The organism is Pseudomonas bubulae, from assembly GCF_037023725.1.
Lineage (GTDB): Bacteria > Pseudomonadota > Gammaproteobacteria > Pseudomonadales > Pseudomonadaceae > Aquipseudomonas > Aquipseudomonas bubulae.
In genome coordinates this window covers 2,077,164-2,101,972 of sequence record NZ_CP146077.1, presented here as the reverse complement: position 1 = coordinate 2,101,972, position 24,809 = coordinate 2,077,164, and the positions used below count along the sequence as shown (strand labels likewise).

Below are 24,809 nucleotides of genomic sequence, written 5' to 3'. Positions count from 1 at the left end.
TTAAGAAATTGTCACAAAGTCTAAATAGGCATCCTGTCGAATTTGGGCATACTGCCCCCTTGACCTAGGGAGAGGCCCATGCCACGGCGTTTGATCAAACGTTTCATGCCAGATCCGGCCCTGATCAGGGAACACAAGTCCTTACGATTTTTGGGCACCTTGCTCCATGATCCCAACCTCTGGCACCTCAACCGTCACTCCGTGGCCCGGGCAATGGCGGTGGGCATTTTCGCGGCCTTTATACCCATGCCGTTCCAGATGCTTCTGGCGGCCTTTCTGGCAATAAGGGTTCGCAGCAATATGCCGATCTCCGTGGGCCTGGTATGGCTGACCAACCCCATCACCATGCCCCCGGTGTTTTATTGCACCTACCAGCTGGGCGCCTGGCTGATGAACGTGCCGGCGCGCACCCTGCCCGACGAACTGACCTGGGAATGGATCAGCGGCCAGCTCTCTACTGTGTGGCAGCCATTCTTGCTGGGCTCGGTGGTCTGCGGCGTGGTGCTCGGCGCATTGGCCTATTGCCTGACCATGCTCTATTGGCGCTGGTGGGTCAGCCATAAATGGAAAGCCCGCAAAAACAGACACCCATAAAAAAGGCCCCGAACAGGGGCCTTTTTTATCCGCATGTCACAACAACTACTGACGCATCCCGCGCCCGCTGACCAGCAGCCTGGCGCAGCCGAAGTAGAGCACGATGGTCGCCACCACCATAAAGGTCAGCGCGACACTGATCTTGATGTCCGAAACGCCCAGGATGCCGTAGCGAAAGGCGTTGACCATATGCAGCACCGGGTTGGCCAGCGACACGCTCTGCCAGAACGGCGGCAGCAGGGTGATGGAGTAGAAAACCCCGCCCAGATACGTCAGCGGCGTCAGTACGAAGGTCGGAATAATCGAAATATCGTCGAAATTGCGTGCAAAAACGGCGTTGATAAACCCCAGCAACGAGAAAATCGTAGCGGTCAGCACCACCACCACAATGGTCAGGCCCAGGTGATGCACCTGCAGATGGGTAAAGAACAGCGACAGCAGGGTCACGATCAGGCCCACGATCAGGCCGCGCAAGATCCCGCCCACGGTAAAACCGATCAGGATCGTGTGGGGCGACACCGGCGAGACCATCAGCTCTTCAATCGACCGCTGGAACTTGGCGCCAAAGAAGCTCGACACCACGTTACCGTAGGAGTTGGTGATCACCGACATCATGATCAGACCCGGCACAATGTACTCCATATAGGTGAAGCCACCCATATCGCCGATTTGCCGACCAATCAGGTTACCGAAGATCACAAAGTACAAAACCATCGTGATCGCAGGTGGCAGCAGGGTTTGCGGCCAGATCCGCATAAAGCGGCGGACCTCACGGTAAATAATGGTGTTCAACGCAATCAGGTTGGGACGCAGCTCCGAGCTCATACCGCCACCTTTGCCAGGTTTTTCTCGACCAACGACACAAACAACTCCTCAAGGCGATTGGTTTTGTTGCGCAAGCTCACCACTTCAATATTTTGCGCGGCCAATTGAGTGAACAGACCGGTAATGCCCACAACCTTGTCGACCTGGACCTCCAGGGTCGCGGCATCGAGCAACTGGCTCGGGTAGCCGATCAACTGAGGGGCAGCCTGCAGCGGTTGCTTCAAGTCGAGCAAAAAGGTCTCGACATGCAACTGTCCAAGCAGTTGGCGCATGCTGGTGTTTTCGACAATGGTGCCGTGATCGATGATCCCGATATTGCGGCACAGCTGCTCAGCCTCTTCCAGATAGTGGGTGGTGAGGATGATGGTGGTGCCCTGCTCGTTCAGCCCGGTGAGGAAGGACCACATCGAGCGACGCAGTTCAATGTCGACACCGGCTGTAGGCTCATCGAGGATCAACAGACGCGGCTCATGCACCAAAGCCCGGGCAATCATCAGGCGGCGCTTCATGCCACCGGACAACGAACGCGATGGCGTGTCGCGCTTGTCCCAGAGCCCTAACTGCGTCAGGTATTTTTCGGCTCGTTCCTTGGCGATTTTCGCCGGAATACCGTAGTACCCCGCCTGGGTCACGACGATATCGAAGGTCTTTTCAAACTGGTTGAAGTTGAATTCCTGCGGAACCACACCAATCGAACGCTTGAGGGCTGCGGGATTGCGATCAAGATCATGGCCAAAGATATTCACCGTGCCGCCGGTCTTGTTGACCAGGGTCGAGAGAATGCCGATGGTGGTGGATTTGCCGGCACCGTTAGGGCCCAGCAAGGCAAAAAAGTCACCTTCGGCGACATCCAGATCGATACCACTCAGGGCCTGGAAACCGTTGCCGTAGGTTTTGGTTAGCTGCCGTATGGACAGAGCGGAACTCATATCGGATTACGCACCAAGATGGGGGAAAGGGGAATTGTAAATAAGGGCGAACAGCCTGTAGGACAAGTCCGACAAGACCCTATGGTGCTTGGCCTCGCCGCACAAGTACAGTCGCCCGTATTAATAGTGGCTATTAAGTCAACGCGGTCATGACGGCATTTCGATAGGCCGGACGCTGCTTCAAGCGCTCATACCAGGCACTCAGGTGCGGCAGGGGCGGGCGTTCGATGGGCATTTCAAACCAGGCGTAAATGAAGCTACCCAGCGGGATATCACCCATGCCGATTTCATCACCGGACAAGTAGGGTTTTTCAGCCAGGGCCCGATCGGCCACGGCAAGCAATTCGCCGCTGGCCTTGATTGCGGCGTTGATTGCCACCCAGTCCTGCTGCTCGGCAGGCGTACGCAAGACACCCCAGAACACCGTGCGAAACACCCCGGCAAAGGAAGTGCTGGTCCAGTCCATCCACTTGTCTGCCTGCGCCCGCACACGTGCATCGGTTGGATACCATGACGTATCCGAGCCATATCTGGCAGTGAGGTAGCGCACGATGGTGTTTGACTCCCACAGCACGAAGCCGTCGTCCTCTTCAATCACAGGCACCTGGCCATTAGGGTTCAACGCCCGGTACTCAGGGCTGTTGACCACCCCAAAGGCGCCGCCCGCCTCTACCCGGCTATACGGCAACGCCAGCTCTTCAACACACCACAACGCCTTGCGCACGTTTGACGAATTCTTGCGACCCCACACTTTCAGCATGATCTGGCTCCTGATTGATAGACGCCGAAGGAGTCTACGCCGGGATGACGAACTCCGTCTCCAGCGCGAGGTCACTATCCCTACAACCCTGATCGAAAGTTGCGACTAAGCTCACAAGGGTGCACGCCCCTGATTTCATGGAGGATTGAATATGCTGTTGTTGTGGATACTGGTTCTGATTGTTGGCATCGCCTATATGGCCCATCGCCGCATCGCCCCCCTGACGATCATTGCCGTGGTCGCGGTGTATTTACTGGCCATGGGGGTTATCGGCCATGTACCTGGCGGGTTGCTGGCAATCCTCTGGCTGCTGCTGGCCGCGCCCACGGCCCTGCTGCTGTTGCCCGAACTTCGTCGCAAAATCTTTACCGCCCCCCTGTTCAATTGGTTCCAGAAGACCCTGCCGCCGATGTCGCAAACCGAACGCGATGCCATCGATGCCGGCACCGTGTGGTGGGACGGCCAGTTGTTTAGCGGCCGCCCCGACTGGAACCAGCTGCTGGCCTACCCCAAGGCCCGGCTGACCGAAGAGGAACAGGCATTTATTGACGGCCCCACCGAAGAGTTGTGCGCAATGGTCAGCGACTGGGAAATCGGCCAGGCCATGGACTTGCCACCGCAGGCCTGGGCGCACATCAAGGAGCATGGCTTCTTCGCCCTGATCATCCCCAAAGCCTACGGCGGTAAAGGGTTCTCGGCCTACGCCCATTCCCAGGTCGCCATGAAACTGGCCACCCGTAGTGGCGATCTGGCTTCCACCGTAATGGTGCCCAATTCCCTAGGCCCCGCTGAACTGCTGCTGCATTACGGTACCGATGAACAACGCGACCACTATCTGCCACGCCTGGCCCGTGGTGATGACATCCCCTGCTTTGCCCTGACCGGGCCACTGGCAGGCTCAGATGCCGGGGCAATGCCCGACACCGGGATCATTTGCAAAGGCCAATGGCAAGGTGAGGAAGTTATCGGCCTGCGCCTGAACTGGGAGAAACGCTATATCACTCTCGGCCCCGTCGCCACGCTGCTGGGCCTGGCGTTCAAGGCCCATGACCCGGACCATCTGCTGGGCGACAAAGAGGACCTGGGCATCAGCCTGGCATTGATCCCTACCGACACCCCCGGCGTCGAGATCGGCCGTCGCCATCTCCCCCTGGGCGCAGCCTTCATGAACGGCCCGAACTCGGGCAAAGATGTGTTTATCCCGCTCGACTACCTGATCGGCGGCCAGGAAATGCTCGGCAAAGGCTGGATGATGCTGATGAATTGCCTGTCGGTGGGACGCTCGATTTCGTTGCCGGCAGTGGGCACCGGCGCGGCCAAGTTCACCAGCCTGGTGACCGGCCAATATGCTCAGGTACGCGAACAGTTCAATGTGCCACTGGCCGCCTTCGAGGGCATTCAGGAGGCGCTGGCGCGTATCGGCGGCAATGCCTGGCTGATGGACAGCGCCCGCATGCTGACCGCCAACGCGGTGGATCTGGGGGAAAAACCCTCGGTTCTTTCGGCCATTCTCAAGTACCACCTTACCGAACGCGGCCGCGAGTGCATCAGCCATGCGATGGACGTGCACGGTGGCAAAGGCATCATCATGGGCCCCAACAACTACCTGGGGCGTAACTGGCAAGGGGCTCCGATCTTCATCACTGTAGAGGGCGCCAATATCCTCTCGCGCAACCTGATGATCTTTGGTCAGGGCGCCATCCGTTGCCATCCCTTTGTGCTGAAGGAAATGGCCTTGGCCGGGCGGGAAGATAAAGATCAAGCCATGCTGGAGTTTGACGCCCTGCTGCTCAAACACATTGGTTTTGCCATCAGCAACGCTTCCAGCACGCTGGTGTTGAACCTGGGCATTGGCCGTTTCGAAGCTGCGCCCGGCAACCCGTTGAGCCAGGGTTACTTCCGCGCGCTCAACCGTCAGGCGGCGGCGTTCGCCCTGCTCGCGGACCTGAGCATGATGCTGCTGGGCGGTGAGCTCAAACGCCGCGAACGCTTGTCTGCGCGCCTGGGCGATGTGCTGAGCCATTTGTATCTGGCGTCGGCCGCCCTCAAGCGTTATCACGACCTCGACTCGCCGCAATACCTTGATCCGCTGTTCAAATGGGCTATGGAAGAAAGCCTGGGCCACGCTGAGCGCGCACTGGATGAACTGTTGAAAAACTTCCCGAGCCGAACGCTGGGCTTTCTGTTGCGCGGCGTGGTATTTCCGTTTGGGCGCCGGCATACCGGTCCGTCGGACGCACTGGATGCCGAGGTCGCTGCAGTATTGGGCCGCGCCAAAGGGGATCCGGCACTTGAAGCCGTGCTCGCTGGCTGCTACCGCCCGCAATCGCCGGATGACGCTGTGGGCGCCCTGCAACATGCCAGCAACCTGCTGAGCGAAGCGCGCCCCCTGCACAAAAAACTCCACGAAGCGTTGAAAAGTGGCCAGGTAAAACCCGCTGCAGGAGAACCGTCCATCGATGCCGCGCTGCAAGCCGGGGTACTGCAACCGGCCGAAGCTGAAACCTTGCGCACCGCCGAAGCCGCACGACGCAAGGTCATCGACGTGGATGACTTCAGCAAGGAAGAACTCAGCCACACAGAAGGAAAGATTCGATAACAGGACAGCGAGCGCGATGAGCTTTATACTCTCGCGCCCGTTTTACCCTAGAGGACACCCGCAATGGCCACCAACGATCTGAACCACAACCTTGTCCTGCTCGACATTCTGCGCAGCATCCTGGTTGCTGTCGGTGACGCTGAGCAGATCCCCGAGGAAAGCCACGCGCTGTTCCTGGAGCGTTTTGACGACATGCGCAGCTCGTTGCCGGTTGACCCGATCAACAGCCAGTACCTGGGCCAGGACATCATGTGCCAGGTAATCGAGCGCTATCCGCAGATCGCCCACCTGGTCCCGCGCGACCTGCTGTGGTACTTCGGCGGCGCCTGCTTCAACTTCCTGTCGGATGAAGAGCTGGACATGTATCAGGCCCTGGAAGAGCGCCGCCACGAAGCCGAACTGAACGATGAGCCGTTTGACTGGAATCAGGAAAAACAACTGATGGCGCTGCCCACGACACAAGACAGCCCGCAGCACTGATCGCAGTCCGACCCAAAAGCCCGCCCGGTTTTGCCTGGCGGGCTTTTTTTAAAGAAGCAAAAGCTCTGTAGCCGTTCCAACGGCTGCGTTCGGCGGCGCAGCCCTCGGCAGCTGCTACGGATTACGCCACATCTCCAGCGTAGGTTCCTGCGCCATCCGCTCCACCAGAAAGTCGATAAACACTCGCAGCTTGGGCGGCAAATACCGGGTGGGCGTTTGTAGCAACCACACGCCGCCGTGGTAGGAAGCAATAAAATTCCACTCGGGCAGCACCTGCACCACCACCCCCTCCTCCAGCGCCTGGCGTGCCGTAAAGTACGGCAAGCTGCCGATCCCGATATGCTGCAACACCGCATCCAGGCGCACGCCCGTATGATTGGCCGCATAACGTCCGCGCACCCCCACCGTTACCGACCTGCCACCCTGCCTGAATTTCCAGCGCGCATCAGCCGGGGTTTCCCCCAGGTAAATGCAACTATGGTCACGCAAGTCCTCAGGCTGCTGCGGTACCCCGTGCCCGGCCAGATACTGCGGTGTGGCGCAGAGTAAATGCTCGATCGGGAACAGTTGGCGCCCCACCAGCCCCGGTGGCGGCTGGTCGGTAATGCGAATGCTCAAGTCAATGTTGTCATCGATCAAATCGACATAACGATCCTCGAGGATCAATTGCACATCAACCTTGGGGTAACGGCGCAGAAACTCGGGCATATGGGGATGTATCACATACCGCCCCACGGCCTTGGGCACGCTCAGGCGAATGAGCCCCTCGGCCTCCCGGGTAAAACGCCCGCTCAGGTCCATCACCGCCTGAGCCGAACAGGCCATTTCATCGCAACGTTTGAAAACCTCTTCACCTGCATCGGTCAGGCCGAGCTTGCGGGTTGTGCGTTGCAGTAAGCGAATGGCCAGGGCTTTTTCCAGTCGGGCAACACTGCGACTGACCGCCGAAGGCGATGTGCCAAGCTGACGAGCGGCTTCAGAGAAGCTGCCTGCCTCGACCACTTTCACAAACACGACCATTTCAGCCAGTAATGACAACGGGAGATTTATGCTCACAGCGCACAGGTCCATTGAAAATTTTATGGATTATCACACTCCTGGCTCCCCCCTATACTAAAAACGAAACCCGCTCAGGAACACCTCCATGACCCAACGCCTGTTTTTCAATGACGACGCCGTGAGCTGCGAGGTCGAAGTCATCCACTGCGCGCCCCAAGAAGACGGGTTTGCCGTCATCCTCTGCGCCACCCCCTTTCATCCCCAGGGCGGCGGGCAACCCAGCGACACGGGCTGGATCGGCGACAGCCAGGTCATCAAGGTTGTGCAGGGACAGGATGCTATCGTGCACCACGTCAGCGTGCCCGTACCGACAGGCCGGGCACAGGCTCAGGTCGACGAAACCCGCCGTCGGTTGCATGCCCGCCTGCATTCGGCCGGGCATTTGATTGGTGTATGCGGCGAGCAACTGGGCTGGGTACCCACCAAAGCCCATCACTGGCCAGGCGAATGCCGGGTAAGCTTTGTAGCCGGCGACAATCCGCAACCCCTTGAGGCCGAGGCCGTACAGCACACCCTGGCACAATGGATCGCTGCCGACCTGCAAAGGCATACCTGCCTGGACTCGGAGCAGCGCGCCATCCGTTTTGGCGAGCTGCCGGGCTATCCATGTGGCGGCACCCATGTGCAATCCCTGGCTGAACTGGGCACCGTCAACGTGTTGTCCGTAAGTCAGAAAAAGGGCGTGCTCTCAGTACGCTACGCTCTGGCCTGACGCAATCAAGGAAGGGATAAAAAAAGCCGCTGCGCCATGGCCCGATCCAGTTTGGCGCGATACACCGCGATATAGTCATGGGAACTCTGTGCCCGGGCGTACAACGCCTGTTCACTCAGGGTGCGCTGTTGGGCCGTTTTCAAGTGGGCCACGTCAAAGTCGGCGGCGAGTGTGTCCATTGCCTTGTAATGAAAATGTGCAAACCACAACTCATTACCATCCAAAGTGCTAATGGCGTATTCCTCAAGATAATCCTTGCGCTGGCCTTTGGACAAAAACCGCCGCCTCCCCACGCGGGTAATGTTTACCTCGCCCTGGGCCTTTAAATACTCGACGTTGGCACCCGTTGGCGGCAGCCGCTTGATAATGCTGATGCGCAGGCTTCGGCCCTCGGCGCGCAACCTGCCGGCCGCCGCCTTCAGGTCGGTAATTAATGCCAAAGCGCCAGCTCTGCGCTCTTGAGTCAGGGGCTCAACCTCAGGGCTGGATGTGAGCACAATCCGCTCCATCTTCTGCGCCACCTCGTCGAGTGAGCTGGCTTTGAAGCTCAGAATTTCTTCTATTTCGATCGGTATTCTGGATGTTGCAGCGCTTGCCCTGTTCTGTGCAATGACTCCCGAAATCCGCTCCAGCAACGTGCGGGCGTCAGCCTGGAGTCGGGATAACGACTTGGCTTGTGAAGCCTGAAGAGTGGGTGGTCTGCTGCTACCGATTTCTTCCCATTCTCCCGCCTCTGTTTTGCGATAGGAGCGGATATTCATTTGATCGATGCCCTCAGTCACATCGACGATTTCATCTTCAAACTCCGAGGACGGAGGACGACGCTGCCCTACCAGCGTCAGGTTTTTTGTGGTCTTGATTACTTGCTGTGTCCCGCGGGACGATCCTGCCCCGGCTCCTGGCTCATTGATCAGGCGACTGGGGCCTGGCCGGGGCTCTTCTGCTTCAGAAGAGGAGCTTTCGGACTCACGGATAACATTCTGCATCTGGGCTTCTGCAAACGTTCTCAGGCTGCTTAGAACCTCAATAATGTCGGGCAGATATTCATTACGGAAATGCTCGGAGCCAAGACTGACAAGGTTCTGGCAAACGCCTTCCGCTGCGTCGTATTTTTCGATGGTCTTATCGAAGAAATCGAGATGCTCTCCGGGATACTTCGTCTCTTCACGGCGCAAGCTTAATTGCGACCAGGCGGTATCAATCAATGTTCCTTGCCCGAACAGATCAAATGCATATTGCTCTTCAGGTATGAGGTTGACCGCATCACGGCGAATCACCAGTTCGCACAAGGTTTCCAGGTAGGCGGCGGACCAGTGGCGGTCGAAATAATCCCGATTGGGTTGATTGATTATCTCTTCCAGTGCGCTGTATCTGGGCAACGGCCTGGTTCTGACCTCATCAAGGGCATCGCACTCGCGCAGCGAGTTTTTATATAACCGCGCCTCTAGCCGTTCGGCCTGTTTCAAGTTGGTAATCCAGCGCTCATAGGGAGCACTCGAGCCATTGTTTATCTCTGCCAGAACCTCCAGCAGCGAAGCGGTATAAGAGACCCTGGAGTTGGATACCGGCAGTTCACGGAGCGCTTCTTCCAGGTAGTTCTGTAATTTGAACAGCCTCAAGGTCAGCTGTACCCAAGTCTCCTGTGTTCTGGCCTCAAAGCCCTCCAGGGGGATAATTTGGTTCGACCTGGTTTTGACGTTGATCATGTCCAGCACACCCGCGCGCCACGCTTCCAGCTCAGCTTCGTAGCGATCAACAAACGTCGCTCGCCGATCGGGAAATTTAGTCAGCAACTCTTCAGTCAGTTTCAGCACTCGGTCGCGCCTCAGAAGCTCTTCGTCCAGGCGTTCGGCCTCTTGCTGCAACGCGGCCACTTTCTGGGTCTTTTTCTCGCGCAATGCCTGAATGGTTTTTTTGGGACCGCCGCCGCGCAATCCCAAACGCAGATCGAGTTGCCACTGCCCGGCCTCATCCCTTCTCAGGCGCGGGCCAAATCTTTCAGGCTGCCTGTCGTCCTGGATCACCAGCCCATCCGCGTCACGGCCAACGCGATAGGTTTTGGCACCGATCTGCACATATGACTTGCCCTCATGGTTGATAACACCTTTTAAGGGGCCTACTTCGATGCGCGTGCCCTGGCTCAAGTCCAGATCCAGCACAAAAGTGTCCAGGCTTGCCTGCTGCAGCTCTGTCAAACGGGGCTGAGCACTGAACCATGAGAAGTCCAGGGACGAATACTGGCTGGCAGCACGGGGTTCAATATCGGGCTGTTTCTTTTGCGCGATAACGCTAGCGGACACTGGCTCAACCGCCGGGAGGGCCTCAGGTTTATAGATCGTAAACAACGGTTCATCGACAGGGGCACTCAAGCGTAACCGGGCATTGGCTTTTGCCTTGAATCTCAGACCTTCGTGCAGAAGTGCCAGGCTGATATTGAATAAAAGATCGATAACCGTTTGTTGCCCCGCCTCTTTATCGCCATCAATTCGCGCCTGCAAACCGCTATCAAGGCTCAACAGGGTCTGAAAAAGCCAGGCGGCTTTCTGCAAGGGCCCACTGAGGAAAAACGTCAACCCGTTAAACAGGCTCCAGCCATAGTGCTTGAGCAGCATCCAGCGACGCTCAGAGGTCGACACCGTCTGGTTGTCCGCCATGCTCATCAACGCACTGACGTTGGCGTCAAACATCGCCCCGTAGTAGTTGCCCACCAAGCTACGCGTACTCAAGGTCGCCGGGCGACGTGGCAACAGGGCCAAAAAACCCTCCAGCAGTACATTCTCCAGATGCGGTCGCGCAAAACCGCCGTCGGCGTAATAACCACGGGCGTCATCGTCCAGCCAGGTCAATATGCTTTCTTGCAGCTCACCCGGATGCTTGATGGCGTCAAACAATGCGGGCCAGCTGGCATACTCCAACAAGGGTTCAGGGGCAAAAGGCCGGTACAGGATAAAGGGCCCTGTCTGGATATTCAGCGAGCCGAAGACAAACATGTTCGCCGCCGTATCAACTCTGGCCCCTTCATAGGCGTAAAAGCCCAGGGGCCGCACGCACACATAGTCATGGCTGACCGACCGTTGCGCGTCGTGGCGCATGACCTGGGTGACCACATGCAAGCCCTGCGGGGTAAAACCGGCTTGCCCCCTGATTTTTTTCTCCAGGGCCAACAGCGGCAATTGAATTCTCAGTTGGGCCGCATATAACGCCTCGCGCTGCATGACTTGCTTGTCGTCGTCCACCAGGTAACCCTTGAGTAGCGCGATATAGCCCACTCCCACATCCAGCTCATCCACAAGGCTTTTCACGTAGCCACTGGTCAACCAGTCAGGTACTGGGGCGCCTGTGCGATCCTTGACCGCGATCAGGCCGACTGGCCAGCCGCCTCTGTAGCCAAGGACAAACTCGACAAAAGACAGCACATCGTCGCTGAAAACAGGCAGCTGCAAGTTTTCGACCCCCACGTCATGTATCTCAATGTGCGAGATATCGAGGCCTGACCGCGTATGATCGCGCTCGATGCGTTGCCTGATCATTTTCTCGGCGTACACCGGCAATGCATCAATACCGTCCAGAAAGGTGCGGCCCCGGGTCTGGCGCTGTCAGATCACTTCTGCGCTCATCAACCTGCTGTAGTCCAATTGATCCACGGAGCTGGCCTGCTTGAGCCACTCGGGCAATACGGAGATCACATTCTCCAGGTGCGGGCGTTCCTGCTCGCTGAAAAACGGGAACATCGCAGCCGCTTCGTCCAGCACCTGCTCCAGTCGCCCGACGCTCCACTTGCCAGCCTGAGCGGCTTGCCCCACACGCACCATGTTGCGCAACTGCTGGTCGAGCAAGGTGCGGGCCAGGCCGGTGATAAAGTCCCCCTCGGGCTCATGCAGACTCCAGCTCAACAACCGAACGGGGGCAACCTGCAACACACGAGTCAGCATGCAGGTAGCGAACGCCTGTACCGAGCTGAAGGACTCAACCCCGTGCTCCAGTGAATAACCGAGGACAATCAGGTGATCGGGCATTTGCCGGGTGATCAGCACCACACCCGGCAGTTGAAAGCGCCGCCGAACGTTGTTCTCTGTACCGTCGATATTGACCAGATAGGCGTGCACCGGGGTTTCGAGGGTTCCTCTGGCCCGATTGTCCCTGTCAGGGAAGGATGCAACCACCGCCAGCACGACTGCCTGATCGGCAGGCAAGGCAGGCACGCGGTTTTGCATCAGGGCGGCACCCCCCAGGGCCATCCGTAACACTTCGCTCAACCATTGAAGCGGGGCCAATGAGCCGTTTTGCCTGTCACTCCAGAATTCGGCCAACGCCTGTTGATAGGCCGCAATCAATAACCCCGAATGGTCGTTGATGATGCTTTGCAGCTCCGCCATGTTCACCGCCAATGGATGCGCAGACAGTTCGTTTTTATCGACGCTCAGGCGGTGAAACCCCTGGATAAGCACCACCGGCGTTGAGTCGATAAAGCACTGAATCATCACATCCGCAACGGCCATGAAACGATAGCGCCTGGGCATGCCCGGTGAGTTCTCATGGCTCAATGGCTCAGCGATAGCGAGCTGCGTAAAATCCACGTTCAGGGCCGGGTATTTATCCTGTAGCGCTTGCTTGAACCAGCTGGCAACGACACCTTGAAACGTCGGGCGCAGGGCAAAACTGTGACCCGCAAAGCTACTCAGGGCCGAGTAGCGGATCATGGCATCAGGGGTGGTCGAAAGTGTTTTCATGACAGTTCATCGCGTTGAATTAGACGAGGGTTACGCCCGCGAGAGGCAGAACCGGATCGGCTGATTAAACGCAATGAATCCGCATTACAGGCGGTATCTGGATATGTACAGAATCAGGCACTGGTGCGCCGGCGCTGGACGAAACGACCGACGTAGTCATCTGCCGGAGCCTGCAGAATCTCTTGCGGGCTGCCGACCTGGATCAACTGCCCGTCCTTGAGTACGGCAATACGATTGCCAATGCGCAACGCTTCGTCCAGGTCATGGGTGATAAACACGATGGTTTTTTGCAAAGTGCGCTGCAATTCCAGCAACTGATCTTGCATCTCTGCACGGATCAAAGGATCCAGGGCACTGAAAGCTTCGTCCATCAGGATGATGTCGGTGTCGGTGGCCAATGCCCGTGCCAGGCCGACGCGCTGACGCATGCCGCCCGACAGCTGATGAATGAACACCTGCTCGTAACCTTGCAGGCCGACCACGCAAATCCAGTGGAGGGCCCGCTGCTGGCATTGCGCGACGCTCTCGCCCCGGACTTTCAGGCCATAGGCGACGTTATCCAGTACGTTGCGGTGAGGCAGCAGGCCAAAATTCTGAAACACCATGCTGATCTTGTGTCGCCGAAAATGGCGCAAGGCAGGCATGTCGTAATCCAGGATGTCTTCTCCGTCGACCAGGATCTGACCACTGCTGGGGTCGATCAGCCGATTGAGATGACGCACCAGCGTGGACTTGCCTGACCCGGACAAGCCCATGATGACAAAAACCTCTCCCGCCCTGATCGATAGCGAAATGTCATTGATGCCCACCACGCAGCCTGTTTCGGCCAGCACTTGGTCTTTACTCTTGCCCGCGCGGATCATCGCCAGCACGGCCTTTTCGCGATTGCCGAACACCTTGTAAACGTTGCGTACTTCAATTTTGTTGACGGTCATTTCTGATCCCCATGCCGAGGTCGGCCATAAGCCTGGGTAATGCGGTCGATGACCACCGCCAGAATCACGATAGCCAGCCCGGCTTCCAGCCCTTTACCGACGTTGAGGGTCTGAATGCCTACCAGCACGTCTTCGCCAAGACCGCGTGCACCGATCATCGAGGCAATCACCACCATCGACAGGGCCATCATGGTGGTCTGGTTGATACCGGCCATGATGCTGGGCATGGCCAGCGGCAATTGCACACCGAACAACTGTTGCATCGGCGTGGCACCAAAGGCATTGATCGCCTCCATCACCTCGCGGTCGACCTGGCGCAGGCCCAGATCGGTCAGACGGATCAGCGGTGGTACGGCATAAATCACAGTGGCAAAAATCGCTGGCACCTTGCCCAGGCCAAACAGCATCAGCACCGGGATCAGGTACACGAAGCTGGGCATGGTTTGCATGATATCCAGCAGCGGCATCAGCACCGAACGCAGACGGTTGCTGCGGGCGGCCAGAATCCCCAGCGGGATGCCCAGCAGCACAGCAATCACCGTGGCCACCAGCATCAGCGCCAGGGTCTGCATCAGCTTGTCCCACAGGCCAACAGCACCTACCAGGAACAACAGGCCGACAATCAGCAAGGTGCTGAAAATTTTGCGCGTGGCATGCCAGGCAATGGCGCCGACGATGATCAGCATCAGCCACCACGGGGTCAGGCGCAGCAGGTTTTCGAGGTGGATGATGGCCCACAGCAGCGTGTCGGAGATGTGCCGAAACACATCGCCGTAGTTGCTCACCAGCGCATCAACGCCATCATTGACCCATCCTGCGATGGAAAACGTCAGATTTTCAGGAAACATGCGGTGCTCTTGTTCAAGGAATTAATTCGCTTTAAGCGCCGCATCGACCTTGGCCGCCGCTTCAGGAGTAACCCAGGCATGCCAGATCTGCGGTTGCTCGCGCAAAAAGGCCTGCGCCGCCTTACGCGGTTCGGTGCGTTTTTCGCTCATTTGCGCCAGGGTTGTGTTCAGCAGATCGATCGGGAAATCGACCTTCTGGTAGAACTCGACCAGTTGCGGGTATTGCTTGCTGAACGGGGTCGACACGCCGATCGCCAGTTTCGCCGGCAAGGAGCGGGTGCCCTTGGGGTTGGGATTGTTGGCGTCGGCCAGGGTTTTCCAGGCTTCGGCATCGAAGGCAGGCTCTTCGAGTTTTATCAGTTTGTAGCGGCCAATCAGCGGGGTTGGAGACCAGTAGTAAAACAACACCGGTTTGCCACGCTTGATCGATGAGCTGACCTCGGCATCCAGCGCCGCGCCGGAGCCTGTACGAAAGTTCACGAAGTCCTTGTCCAGCCCGTAGGCCTTGAGCTTTTGGCTGTTGACGATTTCAGAGGTCCAGCCGGTAGGGCTATTTAGAAAGCGACCGCGAGAAGGGTCTTCCTGATCGCGGAAAACATCTTTGTAGCGTGCCAGATCGTTGACCGACTTCAAGTCCGGGGCCAGTGCCTTGATGCCTTTTTCAGGGTCGCCCTTGATCACATACTCCGGCACCCACCAGCCCTCGCTGGCGTTCTTGACGATATCGCCCAGCCCCAGCACCTTGCCCTCGGCTTCGGCCTTGATCCACACCGGGCTGCGCCCTGCCCACTCTTCACCAATCACTTGAATATCGTTTTTGGCCAGTGCTGCTTCCAGACTGACTGTGCTGCCGGGCAATGTGTCCGTCGCCACGTCGTAGCCTTTCTCTGTAATCAGGCGCAGCACTTCGGTAATCAGGCTGCCGCTTTCCCAGGTGATATCACCAAAGTGAACCGGTGCCTTCTGCTCGGCCAGCACCGGTTGGGTGATCAATGCACAGGCCAGCAGCGGACCACCGAGCCATTTTTTCAAGTTATTCATGCGGATTCTCTTGTTATGGAGGGGCGGTAGGTGGGTTGCGCGGTGGCGTGCATGGCGCAACGCTTGAGGGCGCGAACCATGTAGTCACTCACGCTGCGCCGGGATATGCCCAGCTGTTGTGCGATTTCGGGATACGTCAGGCCATTGACCCGTGATAGAACGAAGGTTTCCCTTACCTTGTCGGGCAAACCATCGAGCCGGGCATCAATCATCTGCAAGGCTTGAATTGCCTGGGCCAGGGTCTCTGGCGAGGGGAAATGAAGGGGTTCTTGCTGTTGCACGCTCATCAGATAGGCCCGTTCCACATCCCGGCGACGCCACAGTTGAAAGATCAGACGCCGGGCGATAGTCGTCAACAACGCACGCGGCTCGCGGATGACCTGCCCCTGAGGTGCGCTTAAAAGCTGGGCAAACGTGTCGGCCGCGATGTCTTCAGCGTAGCTGCTGGAATCGAGGTAACGGCACAAACGTGCATGCAGCCACAAATAGTGGGTGCGATAAAGCTGGCTCACATGGTCGCGGTGAGCGATGTCGGCGCCGGACATAGGGGCTCCAGGAATTAAACAGAACGGTATGTCCGGTGATCCGGTGCGGCGATCCTAGCAAATGGTTTTATGCAATTTAAATACTAAAAAAACATTTGTTTATTCGTTTCAGCTATTAAGTATGGCTCCACTACTGCAACACGTCATACCCGAACTCAGCCGCTTCCTGCCGATAATCGAGAACCATCTGAAAATCCGCTTCACTGGCTGGTAAAACTTCCCGCAGCCCCAAGGTTAGAGCTACTTCGGGTAATTGCTCCAAGGCCGTATTCATTGCCTGGCGAATCTGCCCTGCGCCGTCACGTCCGGCACTGAGCGCAGTGATGTAAGGCAAGGTCGGGCTGGAGGCCGTACGCGCCACAATCCGCAGCCCGGCAACTTCTGCCGGCGTATAGCGGGCCAGGTAGGCATAGGTCACGCTGTCGATGGCGGCAAGGTCGGCCCAACCTTCGCGCACCCAGCGCAGGCTTTGCCGGTGCGCGCCGCTGACGGCCACGGAGGCAAAAAAGCGCCCACCGCGCTGCAGGGGCGCAAGGCGATGGCGCAATAGATTCATGCCGCTGTTGGAGTGCTGATCATTGATCACCCCGCGGCTGCCCTCGAAAGCGCCCAGATCGCGGCGCGGATCTGCATCACGGCTGACAATCACACTGCAATGCTCCCCCCCATTGCTGTCGGGCCATTCGTAATGCGGGCGACCGACCAATTGCACCTGACCGCGCAACTGGGTCAACAGCGGATAACCGCAGGTCTGGCTCAGCAACAACTCGGGGGCCCTGAACAACTCCAGCAGGCCAAGGCCCCGGGCATCGCCACGGGTATGCTGCAAAAGCTCGAGAACACGGGTCAACCAGCGTTCATTGGCTTCGCTGACCTGCTGGGGGGCTACATACATTGCCAATTCGGCATAACGGCCAGACATGGAAGGCACCTTGTGAAATTAACTGAACGGATGCTGCGGGCTATCAATCGCCTGCACCGCGTGACGGCGAATCAGTTCACCGTAGCCTTGCACCAGAAAACCGCCGCTGCGCTGCTGCCACTGCTCTCGTCGCGCACGGTAGACCCTGGGCATGTAAAACCACGGCAAACCCGGTAAATCATGGTGCACCAGATGCAAGTTGAGGTTCAGGAACAGCCAGGTCCAGGGCCAACCGGCTTCATTGAGTACCGTTCGCTGTTCCGGCCGGGCTGCGGGACGGTGCTCATAAAAGGAACGAACCATGCCCACTGACAAAACCGGCACGGTAACCAGAAATACATACTGCCAAACAGCCAGTTCGCTGCAGTACGCGATAAAGGCAAACATCAGCATCGTGAAAAAACCGTGGGTCAGCCACATGCACCAGGCTTTCCGCGCGCCGCTGCGCAGGCGATGCAACTCCTCCCTGGCCATGCCGAACAATGCCAGGGGCGGGCCCAGCAGCAGGCGTCCGGGCACCGTTTTGTTCAGCCAGAGCAAACCACGCAGCAGACTGGAACTGCCCTGCCAGTGAGCCTGGCTTAAATAGCGGCTTTCGGGGTCAATGCCGGGCAAGGTCAGGTCATGATCGCGGTGATGCTGCAAATGGCTGTCCCGATAGAGGGTATAGGGGTACCACAGCGCAAAAGGTGCGTAGCCCAGCACCTTGTTAAGGTTACTGGAACCTGTGGGGTGGCCGTGCAGCAGTTCGTGCTGCACCGACATCCACAGCACCACCACCGGGATCAGCAGCACAATCGTCCAGCCAGCGCCAAGCACCGGGCTGCCCAGCAGCAACGCAAACCAGGCGGTGGGAACGGCAAGCAGCAATAACCAGGTAGGCCACTGGGTTCGACCGGTGAAGGTACGGGACAAGGCCTGGATGTCCCGTTGTTGGGCGCTATCGAAATAATGCGACATCTGATGAACTCAAAACAGGTTTGAATCCTTGTTGCGCCAGTCGCAGTTTTCTTGCAGATCGATTGGTTATGAGCTTAGAGGTGTTTGCGTACGGGTCGAAAAGCAAAACCCGGAAACGCAAAAAGCAGCCCGAAGGCTGCTTTCTGTGTGTTTTTTGAAACTGCGTTGCTCCAAAAAACAAAATTTGGAGCGGGAAACGAGACTCGAACTCGCGACCCCGACCTTGGCAAGGTCGTGCTCTACCAACTGAGCTATTCCCGCAATAATGGCGTCCCCTAGGGGACTCGAACCCCTGTTACCGCCGTGAAAGGGCGGTGTCCTAGGCCACTAGACGAAGGGGACGTTGCCCGAAATGTACACGTACATTTCAGTGCCAGATCACTAACAAACGTTAGTCTCTTGGCTTTCACTCAACTTCGCCCGAAAGCAAAGTTGCTTAAAAATGGAGCGGGAAACGAGACTCGAACTCGCGACCCCGACCTTGGCAAGGTCGTGCTCTACCAACTGAGCTATTCCCGCAATAATGGCGTCCCCTAGGGGACTCGAACCCCTGTTACCGCCGTGAAAGGGCGGTGTCCTAGGCCACTAGACGAAGGGGACGTTGCCCGAAATGCACACGTACATTTCAGTGCCAGATCACTAACAAACGTTAGTCTCTTGGCTTTCACTCAACTTCGCCCGAAAGCAAAGTTGCTTAAAAATGGAGCGGGAAACGAGACTCGAACTCGCGACCCCGACCTTGGCAAGGTCGTGCTCTACCAACTGAGCTATTCCCGCAATGGCGTCCCCTAGGGGACTCGAACCCCTGTTACCGCCGTGAAAGGGCGGTGTCCTAGGCCACTAGACGAAGGGGACACACTACAACTTCACTGGTTACATGCGTTTGGCTGTTCGCTTTACGCTGCAATTGGCGCGCATTCTAGGGATGGATTGGAAGGTCGTCAACCCCAATATGAAAATATATTGAAATCAATGACTTCCCCCCTATTAAGGCGTTTTCCTACAGAGTCTCGAGGCAAGCTCTTGGCGCCTATATTCCGGCACCCTACAAGGAGTTATGATTGCCGAACCTCAGTGATGGCAGTTTGCTGCCCAGTCGATCCTCACCCCCGTCCTAGCCAGGCACTGCGACTTCACCGAGACAGCGCATCTACACCCACAAGAGGTTTTAACGTTGACGCCCACCATGATCGCCCTGCTTGTCGTCGTCGGGATCGCACTGTTGATTGCCATCGTCTACATCAACCATATAGTGGAAAACAACAAACTGGAGAAAGCCCGCCTCAAGGTCGAGCTTAACGACCGCATCCGTCGTTGCAGCGAGGTCAACGAGACCTTCCCCGGCCAGTTGATGTCTCCCGCCCTCAAACTGCTGCTTACCCGCCTTGAGCTCAATGCGACACAGCGCCTATTGCTCCTGGATAAATCCAGCGCGGCATTAAAGGCACAAGTGACCGAGCTCGGCGGCCTGATTGCCAAGGGCGAGTCAATTCCTGTCAACAACCCGCCCAACCCGGTGCTGACCGAAGCCAAAGCCAAGGACGTACGTTTTTTGCTTGAAACACTCCACGGGCAAATCACCCGTGCGGCCAAGGACGGTTTTTTGCCGACCAACGAAGCCAAGCAGTGGCTCACGGAAATTCGCCACTTGCTGGTGGTGTTGCATATCGAGTTCTTCAACAATCTGGGCAAGCTGGCCCTGCAGAAAAATCAGCCCGCACAGGCGCGCCTGGCTTTCGAACGTGCCGTGCAGTACTTGCGCAAACAGCCGGTACCCGCCATGTACAACGCCCAGATCAAGGATTTCGAAGCACAACTGGCACGCGCCAACGCACAAGTGCAGAGCGCACTTGAGCCGACCACGGGTGAAGTCAACGAGCTGACTGAAGGTTTGAAGACAGACGAGGCCGATGCCGACTGGAAGAAGAAGTCGATTTACGACTGACAGACACATGCCACCTGTGCAGCTGTCGGAGGAACCAGGGAATGCGATGTAAAGCCCAGGACGGGCCAGAGGGGTAAAACATATAAAGGCAGCCCTTGGGCTGCCTTTATATTTGACGTCAGGCTACCGGATTGATTGGCTTTTCCGGGTACCACACGTCCAACAGCGGGCTAACTTCAACGGTGGTCAGCTCTGGACGCGCTTTGAGCCAGGCTTCAACAGCAGCACGCTGCTCTTCGCTGACCGAACCGCGCTTCTGCAGGCAAACCAGACCGTAGTCGTCGCCGCCAACATAACCCAAGCCGTTAGCTTCCATGGCTTCTGCCAGGAAAGCTGCCAGGAATGCATCGATAGCCTCTTCCGACAGGTCTTCTTTGAAATCCAGGTTCAGCTCAAAACCCAACTCCTGAAATTCATCAACGCACAGTTTTTTGCGCAGACGCTGGGAACGATTAGTAGCCATTGAACAATCCTCTTAAGTAATAACGGGCGGCACTTTAGCAGCTTCGGCCGCCCGGCGCCCGGTTCCGTGTGAACGGTTCATCGTTTTCTATACTTTATCCGCGAAACCCTGTAACAGGTGGATGCACAACCCCGACAACCTTGGGGCATAATGCCAATACTTTTATGACCATTGAGGGAACTTTTCATCATGCCCTCGTATTTCCCCCCCTCGCCTGCAGGGTTTTACTTAATATGATCAAATCTTTACGGCCACTGTTTCTCGCCAGCTTTTTTCTGCCACTGGCCTTCGGCGCCAACGCCGCCCCCGTCAATACCACCCTCACACCAAAAGTTCAGCAAGCGCTCAAGACCAACAAACTGGGCGACGACGCCCTGTCCCTGGTTCTGCTGCCGCTAAGCGGCCCTGGCATTCCCACTGTCTACAACGCCGATGTATCCATGAACCCGGCCTCCACCATGAAACTGGTGACCACCTACGCCGCCCTGGAAATGCTTGGCCCGACCCATCAATGGAAAACCGAGTTCTACACTGATGGCACGCTGAACAATGGCATTTTGCAAGGCAACCTGTACCTCAAGGGCGGCGGCGACCCCAAGCTCAACATGGAAAAACTCTGGCTGTTGATGCGCGATCTGCGCGCCAATGGTGTGCAACAGATCACCGGCGACCTGGTACTCGATCGCAACTTCTTCAATCAGCCGCAACTGCCGGTATTCAACGACGACGGCAATGACAAGAACAAACCGTTCCTGGTCAAGCCCGACTCGCTGATGGTCAACCTCAAGGCCCTGCGTTTCGTGGCGCGCAACGATGGGGGCAAGGTTCTGATTTCGGTCGAACCACCAATTGCCAGCATTAAGATCGACAACCAGGTCAAGGCCGTCAACACCAAACAATGCACCGGCGACGTGCGCTACAACCCGGTACCGCAAGCCGACGGCTCGGTACTGGTAACCGTCAGCGGGCAACTGGCCGATGGCTGCAACTCGCAGACCTATCTGTCCCTACTGGACCACGCGACCTACACTGCTGGCGCCGTACGCGCTATCTGGAAAGAGCTGGGTGGCAGCATTCAAGGCCAGGACCGCCAGGCCAGCGTACCCAAAAATGCCAAGCTGCTGGCACGCGCGTTCTCGCCCGACCTGGCCGAAATCATTCGTGACATCAACAAATACAGCAACAACACCATGGCCCAGCAACTGTTCCTGAGCCTGGGCGCGCAGTTCCGCAACGATGCTGACGGTGACGACGCCAAGGCCGCACAGCGCGTAGTACGCCAATGGCTGGCGAAAAAAGGCATTACCGCACCCCATTTGATCATGGAGAACGGTTCCGGCCTGTCCCGTGCAGAGCGCGTCAGCGCGCGGGAAATGGCGCAAATGCTACAGGCTGCCTGGAAAAGCCCCTACGCTGCCGAGTTCATCAGTTCCATGCCCATTGCCGGCAAAGACGGCACCATGCGCAAGCGCCTGAAAACCACGGCCATGAACGGCCAGGCCCATATCAAGACCGGCACCCTGAACACCGTGCGGGCCATTTCCGGCTTTAGTCGCGACAGCAACGGCAATACCTGGGCAGTGGTGGCCATCCTTAACGACCCTCGTCCGTGGGGCGCTTCGGCGATTCTGGATCAGGTTCTGCTCGACCTGTATCGTCAGCCGCAAATCCCGAATAGCGCGGTATCCATCGCGCAGTAAGGCGTTGCCCGGGCAATAAAAAACGCCCCTGATCGTGCGATCAGGGGCGTTTTTCATTGTGGGAGCGAGCCTGCTCGCGAAGCAGGCGACCCGCTCAGGCGCAAAACTGCGGTGATGCCATCGCGAGCAGGCTCGCTCCCACTACAGGCCCACCCCTGCAAGAAGCAGGCAGGCCAGTACTCAGCCGCTATTACCGGGCCATGATTTTCCAGGCACGGTGGATTTTGCTGTTGCGGGCAAAGTCCGGATCGATGGTGCTGGCAGTGATTTCTTCGACCGCGTAACGCGCTTCCAGATTTTCATCGAGGATGAATTTGCGGAAGTTGTTGGAGAAATACAGCACGCCACCCGGCGCCAGACGGGCCATGGCCAGATCCAGCAATTGCACGTGGTCGCGCTGCACATCGAAGATGCCTTCCATGCGCTTGGAGTTGGAGAAGGTCGGCGGATCGATAAAGATCAGGTCGTACTCTTCACGACAGGCATCCAGCCACACCATCACATCGCTCTGCTCCAGACGGTTCTTGTCCGAAAAACCGTTCAGGGACAGGTTGCGACGCGCCCAGTCCAGATAGGTTTTCGACAGGTCAACGCTGGTGGTGCTGCGCGCGCCGCCCTTGGCTGCGTGTACGCTGGCAGTTGCGGTGTAGCAATACAGGTTGAGGAAGCGTTTGCCGGCAGCCTCTTTCTGGATACGCATGCGCATCGGGCGATGGTCCAGGAACAGACCGGTATCCAGGTAGTCCGTAAGGTTGACCAGCAGCTTCACACCGCCTTCGCTGACCTCGGTGAACTTGCCCTGGGCACTTTGACGCTCGTACTGCTTGGTACCGCTCTGGCGCTCGCGACGCTTGACGATTACCCGGCTCTTGTCGATGTTCAACGCCTGCGGGATGGCCGCCAATGCATCGAACATGCGTTCCGAGGCTTTTACCGGATCAATGGATTTCGGTGCCACGTATTCCTGGACGTGAACCCAGTCGTGGTACAGATCGATCGCCATGGCATATTCAGGCATGTCGGCATCGTAGACACGGTAGCAGTCGATACCTTCGCGCTTGACCCACTTGCCCAGCGCCTTGAGGTTCTTTTGCAGTCGGTTGGCAAACATCTGCCCGCCTTCGCTCAAGCGCGGCTGCTCGATCACCACCGGAGCCGGTTTGATCGGGTTACCGTTCTTGTTGAACTTCTCGTACTTGGTTGGCGCTTCGATGTTGGAAGGCAGATCGGACTCAGCCTGTTCGCGCTCAGCCTGACGCTGCTCGGGGGTACGGCGCTCGCCGGTAACGAACTGATCCGGCACCACCTTGATCAACAACAGCTTGCACGGCAAGGCGCCGTTCCAGAACGAATACTGCTTGTGGCTACGGATGCCCATACGCTTGCCCAGATCCGGAGCACCGGTAAACACCGCGGCCTCCCAGTTCAAGCAGGCCTGGCGCAGACGCTCGCCGAGGTTCTGGTAGAGATAAAGCAAGCTCGCCTCATCACCCAGACGCTCGCCGTACGGCGGGTTGCAGATTACCAGGCCTTTCTGGTTCTGGTCCGGGCGCGGCTCGAAGGTCGCCACTTCGCCCTGGTAGATCTTGATCCAGTGGCTCAGGCCCGCGCGCTCGATGTTATTGCGCGCTGGCTGGATCAGGCGCGGATCGGCTTCATAGCCACGAATCCACAGCGGTGGCTTGGCCATGCCGATTTCGGCACGCTCGGTGGCTTCGTCGTGAAGTTTTTTCCAGATGGCCGGTATATGACCCAGCCAGGCATCGAAACCCCAGTGAATACGATTGAGGTTTGGCGCCATATCGGCGGCGATCATCGCGCCTTCGACAAGGAACGTACCTACACCACACATCGGGTCAGCCAGAGCAGCACCTTCGGCGGCCATACGTGGCCAGCCCGCACGGATCAGGATGGCCGCCGCGAGGTTTTCCTTCAGCGGAGCAGCACCCTGCTGCAGGCGGTAGCCGCGCTGGTGCAGGCTGCTGCCTGACAGATCCAGCGACAGAATGGCTTCGCCACGGTCCAGGCGCAGGTGAATGCGCATGTCGGGGCTGATCTTGTCGATGGAAGGACGCTCACCGCTTGGCGTGCGCAGCTTGTCGACGATGGCGTCTTTTACCTTCAACGCACCAAAGTGGGTGTTGTCGATACCCGAGCCGTGACCGCTGAACTCAACGGCCAGGGTGCCATCCGGCACCATATGGTCTTGCCAGTCAACGTCCAGCACACCGTGGTACAGGTCTTCGGCGTCCTTCATCGGGAAGCGCTTGAGTACCAGCAACACACGGTTGGCAAGGCGCGACCACAGGCACAGGCGGTAGGCCGTCTCCATGGTAGCCATGCCTCGAATGGCCGAGGTGTGCTCGCGGGCTTCCTCAAGACCAAGGCCGGTGGCCTCTTCGAGAAGCAGGCCTTCAAGGCCTTTGGGACAGGTAAGGAAGAGTTCGTAACGATCCGACATGGGATTCCTGGGCTATTAGCTATCAGCGAGAAGGCGACGCATCGCCCGCTCCGTTTTCAATCAAGCGCTTTTCTTGAAGAGCGCTCGCGTGGCACGAAACTGTGCCGTTCCACCGAGGCGATCACTCATGCCCGCAGGCATGAACAGTTTAGACGCCGAGGCAGGTCATTCATCTGGAAACAACAGGTCATATACAGACCCTTCGTCGAATAGTCCCCCAGCAAAAGAGGCGGGTATTCGCGAGGGGGAATGAAACGCATCCTCTTTGCAAACACTCGGCCTATCAGGCTTTGGTCGTATT

General features: G+C 57.7%; 20 protein-coding genes and 6 tRNA genes. 6 read left to right on the top strand and 20 right to left on the bottom strand.

The window, feature by feature from the left end; all coding sequences use genetic code 11:
* The first annotated feature begins 78 nt into the window (after nucleotides 1-78).
* Nucleotides 79-594: a DUF2062 domain-containing protein gene (locus V6L81_RS09795; RefSeq protein WP_095003143.1), complete on the top strand. Its 516-nt coding sequence runs from the start codon at nucleotides 79-81 to the stop codon at nucleotides 592-594.
* 45 nt (nucleotides 595-639) lie between these two features.
* On the opposite strand, the gene V6L81_RS09790 is transcribed toward V6L81_RS09795, so the two are convergent.
* From V6L81_RS09790 to V6L81_RS09780, 3 genes are all read right to left on the bottom strand, one after another.
* Nucleotides 640-1,419: an ABC transporter permease gene (locus V6L81_RS09790; RefSeq protein WP_095003142.1), complete on the bottom strand. Its 780-nt coding sequence runs from the start codon at nucleotides 1,417-1,419 to the stop codon at nucleotides 640-642.
* Entirely contained in the window at nucleotides 1,416-2,348 is a 933-nt protein-coding gene (locus V6L81_RS09785) for an ABC transporter ATP-binding protein (protein ID WP_095003141.1), read from the bottom strand. The genes V6L81_RS09790 and V6L81_RS09785 overlap by 4 nt, the downstream gene beginning before the upstream one ends.
* A gap of 133 nt (nucleotides 2,349-2,481) precedes the next feature.
* Nucleotides 2,482-3,108 carry a glutathione S-transferase gene (locus V6L81_RS09780; RefSeq protein WP_095021015.1) on the bottom strand — a complete coding sequence of 209 codons (627 nt, stop codon included), beginning with the start codon at nucleotides 3,106-3,108 and terminating at the stop codon, nucleotides 2,482-2,484.
* Nucleotides 3,109-3,259: 151 nt separating this feature from the next.
* On the opposite strand from V6L81_RS09780, the gene V6L81_RS09775 reads away from it, so the two are divergent.
* Entirely contained in the window at nucleotides 3,260-5,707 is a 2,448-nt protein-coding gene (locus V6L81_RS09775; RefSeq protein ID WP_095021014.1) for an acyl-CoA dehydrogenase, read from the top strand.
* A 63-nt stretch (nucleotides 5,708-5,770) separates the two neighbouring features.
* The gene (locus V6L81_RS09770; RefSeq protein ID WP_083369822.1) at nucleotides 5,771-6,187 is read left to right on the top strand and encodes a PA2817 family protein; all 417 of its coding nucleotides are present in this window, start codon (nucleotides 5,771-5,773) and stop codon (nucleotides 6,185-6,187) included.
* Nucleotides 6,188-6,301: 114 nt separating this feature from the next.
* Here the strand turns inward: V6L81_RS09770 and V6L81_RS09765 are convergent, their stop codons facing one another.
* Entirely contained in the window at nucleotides 6,302-7,243 is a 942-nt protein-coding gene (locus V6L81_RS09765; RefSeq protein ID WP_095019651.1) for a LysR family transcriptional regulator, read from the bottom strand.
* A gap of 88 nt (nucleotides 7,244-7,331) precedes the next feature.
* Here V6L81_RS09765 and V6L81_RS09760 point away from each other — a divergent pair, with 88 nt between their 5' ends.
* The gene (locus V6L81_RS09760; RefSeq protein ID WP_095021013.1) at nucleotides 7,332-7,958 is read left to right on the top strand and encodes a hypothetical protein; all 627 of its coding nucleotides are present in this window, start codon (nucleotides 7,332-7,334) and stop codon (nucleotides 7,956-7,958) included.
* Nucleotides 7,959-7,963: 5 nt separating this feature from the next.
* Here the strand turns inward: V6L81_RS09760 and V6L81_RS09755 are convergent, their stop codons facing one another.
* From V6L81_RS09755 to V6L81_RS09690, 14 genes are all read right to left on the bottom strand, one after another.
* Nucleotides 7,964-11,488, bottom strand: coding sequence for a dermonecrotic toxin domain-containing protein (locus V6L81_RS09755; protein WP_338660639.1), 3,525 nt, complete (start codon nucleotides 11,486-11,488; stop codon nucleotides 7,964-7,966).
* Nucleotides 11,489-11,554: 66 nt separating this feature from the next.
* Nucleotides 11,555-12,688, bottom strand: a complete 1,134-nt coding sequence (locus V6L81_RS09750) for a hypothetical protein (RefSeq protein WP_338660638.1) — start codon at nucleotides 12,686-12,688, stop codon at nucleotides 11,555-11,557.
* A 113-nt stretch (nucleotides 12,689-12,801) separates the two neighbouring features.
* Nucleotides 12,802-13,623, bottom strand: a complete 822-nt coding sequence (locus tag V6L81_RS09745; RefSeq protein ID WP_095025759.1) for a glycine betaine/L-proline ABC transporter ATP-binding protein — start codon at nucleotides 13,621-13,623, stop codon at nucleotides 12,802-12,804.
* Nucleotides 13,620-14,471, bottom strand: coding sequence for a proline/glycine betaine ABC transporter permease (locus V6L81_RS09740; protein WP_095003135.1), 852 nt, complete (start codon nucleotides 14,469-14,471; stop codon nucleotides 13,620-13,622). Before V6L81_RS09740 ends, V6L81_RS09745 begins: the two co-directional genes overlap by 4 nt.
* A 21-nt stretch (nucleotides 14,472-14,492) precedes the next feature.
* Nucleotides 14,493-15,512 (bottom strand): ABC transporter substrate-binding protein, encoded by a 1,020-nt coding sequence (locus V6L81_RS09735; RefSeq protein ID WP_095003134.1) that lies wholly within the window; start codon nucleotides 15,510-15,512, stop codon nucleotides 14,493-14,495.
* Complete coding sequence (locus V6L81_RS09730) at nucleotides 15,509-16,057, bottom strand: sigma-70 family RNA polymerase sigma factor (protein WP_095003133.1); 549 nt, start codon at nucleotides 16,055-16,057, stop codon at nucleotides 15,509-15,511. The genes V6L81_RS09735 and V6L81_RS09730 overlap by 4 nt, the downstream gene beginning before the upstream one ends.
* A 130-nt stretch (nucleotides 16,058-16,187) precedes the next feature.
* Nucleotides 16,188-16,979: a PhnD/SsuA/transferrin family substrate-binding protein gene (locus tag V6L81_RS09725; protein ID WP_338660637.1), complete on the bottom strand. Its 792-nt coding sequence runs from the start codon at nucleotides 16,977-16,979 to the stop codon at nucleotides 16,188-16,190.
* Between the two features lie 18 nt (nucleotides 16,980-16,997).
* On the bottom strand, nucleotides 16,998-17,939 hold the full coding sequence (locus V6L81_RS09720; RefSeq protein ID WP_153379716.1) for a fatty acid desaturase: 942 nt from the start codon (nucleotides 17,937-17,939) through the stop codon (nucleotides 16,998-17,000).
* 185 nt (nucleotides 17,940-18,124) lie between these two features.
* Nucleotides 18,125-18,200: transfer RNA gene (locus V6L81_RS09715), tRNA-Gly, on the bottom strand.
* Nucleotides 18,201-18,205: 5 nt separating this feature from the next.
* Nucleotides 18,206-18,281 (bottom strand) — tRNA-Glu (locus V6L81_RS09710).
* 101 nt (nucleotides 18,282-18,382) lie between these two features.
* Nucleotides 18,383-18,458: transfer RNA gene (locus V6L81_RS09705), tRNA-Gly, on the bottom strand.
* Between the two features lie 5 nt (nucleotides 18,459-18,463).
* Nucleotides 18,464-18,539 (bottom strand) — tRNA-Glu (locus V6L81_RS09700).
* Between the two features lie 101 nt (nucleotides 18,540-18,640).
* Nucleotides 18,641-18,716: transfer RNA gene (locus V6L81_RS09695), tRNA-Gly, on the bottom strand.
* Between the two features lie 2 nt (nucleotides 18,717-18,718).
* Nucleotides 18,719-18,794: transfer RNA gene (locus V6L81_RS09690), tRNA-Glu, on the bottom strand.
* Between the two features lie 331 nt (nucleotides 18,795-19,125).
* On the opposite strand from V6L81_RS09690, the gene V6L81_RS09685 reads away from it, so the two are divergent.
* Entirely contained in the window at nucleotides 19,126-19,884 is a 759-nt protein-coding gene (locus tag V6L81_RS09685; protein ID WP_095003130.1) for a hypothetical protein, read from the top strand.
* A 118-nt stretch (nucleotides 19,885-20,002) separates the two neighbouring features.
* On the opposite strand, the gene V6L81_RS09680 is transcribed toward V6L81_RS09685, so the two are convergent.
* Nucleotides 20,003-20,347, bottom strand: a complete 345-nt coding sequence (locus V6L81_RS09680; RefSeq protein ID WP_095003129.1) for a YggL family protein — start codon at nucleotides 20,345-20,347, stop codon at nucleotides 20,003-20,005.
* A gap of 233 nt (nucleotides 20,348-20,580) precedes the next feature.
* Between V6L81_RS09680 and dacB the strand changes: the two genes are divergently transcribed.
* On the top strand, nucleotides 20,581-22,047 hold the full coding sequence (dacB, locus tag V6L81_RS09675; protein ID WP_095003128.1) for a D-alanyl-D-alanine carboxypeptidase/D-alanyl-D-alanine-endopeptidase: 1,467 nt from the start codon (nucleotides 20,581-20,583) through the stop codon (nucleotides 22,045-22,047).
* Nucleotides 22,048-22,237: 190 nt separating this feature from the next.
* Here dacB and rlmKL read toward each other — a convergent pair whose 3' ends face one another.
* Nucleotides 22,238-24,508 carry a bifunctional 23S rRNA (guanine(2069)-N(7))-methyltransferase RlmK/23S rRNA (guanine(2445)-N(2))-methyltransferase RlmL gene (rlmKL, locus tag V6L81_RS09670; protein WP_095019627.1) on the bottom strand — a complete coding sequence of 757 codons (2,271 nt, stop codon included), beginning with the start codon at nucleotides 24,506-24,508 and terminating at the stop codon, nucleotides 22,238-22,240.
* Between the last annotated feature and the right edge of the window lie 301 nt (nucleotides 24,509-24,809).

Coding starts and splice junctions, on each gene's coding strand:
- V6L81_RS09790 (WP_095003142.1), bottom strand. CDS start 1,419: ATGAGCTCGGAGCTGCGTCCCAACCTGATTGCGTTGAACACCATTATT.
- V6L81_RS09740 (WP_095003135.1), bottom strand. CDS start 14,471: ATGTTTCCTGAAAATCTGACGTTTTCCATCGCAGGATGGGTCAATGAT.
- dacB (WP_095003128.1), top strand. CDS start 20,581: ATGATCAAATCTTTACGGCCACTGTTTCTCGCCAGCTTTTTTCTGCCA.
- rlmKL (WP_095019627.1), bottom strand. CDS start 24,508: ATGTCGGATCGTTACGAACTCTTCCTTACCTGTCCCAAAGGCCTTGAA.
- V6L81_RS09770 (WP_083369822.1), top strand. CDS start 5,771: ATGGCCACCAACGATCTGAACCACAACCTTGTCCTGCTCGACATTCTG.
- V6L81_RS09795 (WP_095003143.1), top strand. CDS start 79: ATGCCACGGCGTTTGATCAAACGTTTCATGCCAGATCCGGCCCTGATC.
- V6L81_RS09780 (WP_095021015.1), bottom strand. CDS start 3,108: ATGCTGAAAGTGTGGGGTCGCAAGAATTCGTCAAACGTGCGCAAGGCG.
- V6L81_RS09745 (WP_095025759.1), bottom strand. CDS start 13,623: ATGACCGTCAACAAAATTGAAGTACGCAACGTTTACAAGGTGTTCGGC.
- V6L81_RS09785 (WP_095003141.1), bottom strand. CDS start 2,348: ATGAGTTCCGCTCTGTCCATACGGCAGCTAACCAAAACCTACGGCAAC.
- V6L81_RS09680 (WP_095003129.1), bottom strand. CDS start 20,347: ATGGCTACTAATCGTTCCCAGCGTCTGCGCAAAAAACTGTGCGTTGAT.
- V6L81_RS09720 (WP_153379716.1), bottom strand. CDS start 17,939: ATGTCGCATTATTTCGATAGCGCCCAACAACGGGACATCCAGGCCTTG.
- V6L81_RS09730 (WP_095003133.1), bottom strand. CDS start 16,057: ATGTCCGGCGCCGACATCGCTCACCGCGACCATGTGAGCCAGCTTTAT.
- V6L81_RS09775 (WP_095021014.1), top strand. CDS start 3,260: ATGCTGTTGTTGTGGATACTGGTTCTGATTGTTGGCATCGCCTATATG.
- V6L81_RS09685 (WP_095003130.1), top strand. CDS start 19,126: ATGATCGCCCTGCTTGTCGTCGTCGGGATCGCACTGTTGATTGCCATC.
- V6L81_RS09735 (WP_095003134.1), bottom strand. CDS start 15,512: ATGAATAACTTGAAAAAATGGCTCGGTGGTCCGCTGCTGGCCTGTGCA.
- V6L81_RS09750 (WP_338660638.1), bottom strand. CDS start 12,688: ATGAAAACACTTTCGACCACCCCTGATGCCATGATCCGCTACTCGGCC.
- V6L81_RS09760 (WP_095021013.1), top strand. CDS start 7,332: ATGACCCAACGCCTGTTTTTCAATGACGACGCCGTGAGCTGCGAGGTC.
- V6L81_RS09725 (WP_338660637.1), bottom strand. CDS start 16,979: ATGTCTGGCCGTTATGCCGAATTGGCAATGTATGTAGCCCCCCAGCAG.
- V6L81_RS09755 (WP_338660639.1), bottom strand. CDS start 11,488: ATGATCAGGCAACGCATCGAGCGCGATCATACGCGGTCAGGCCTCGAT.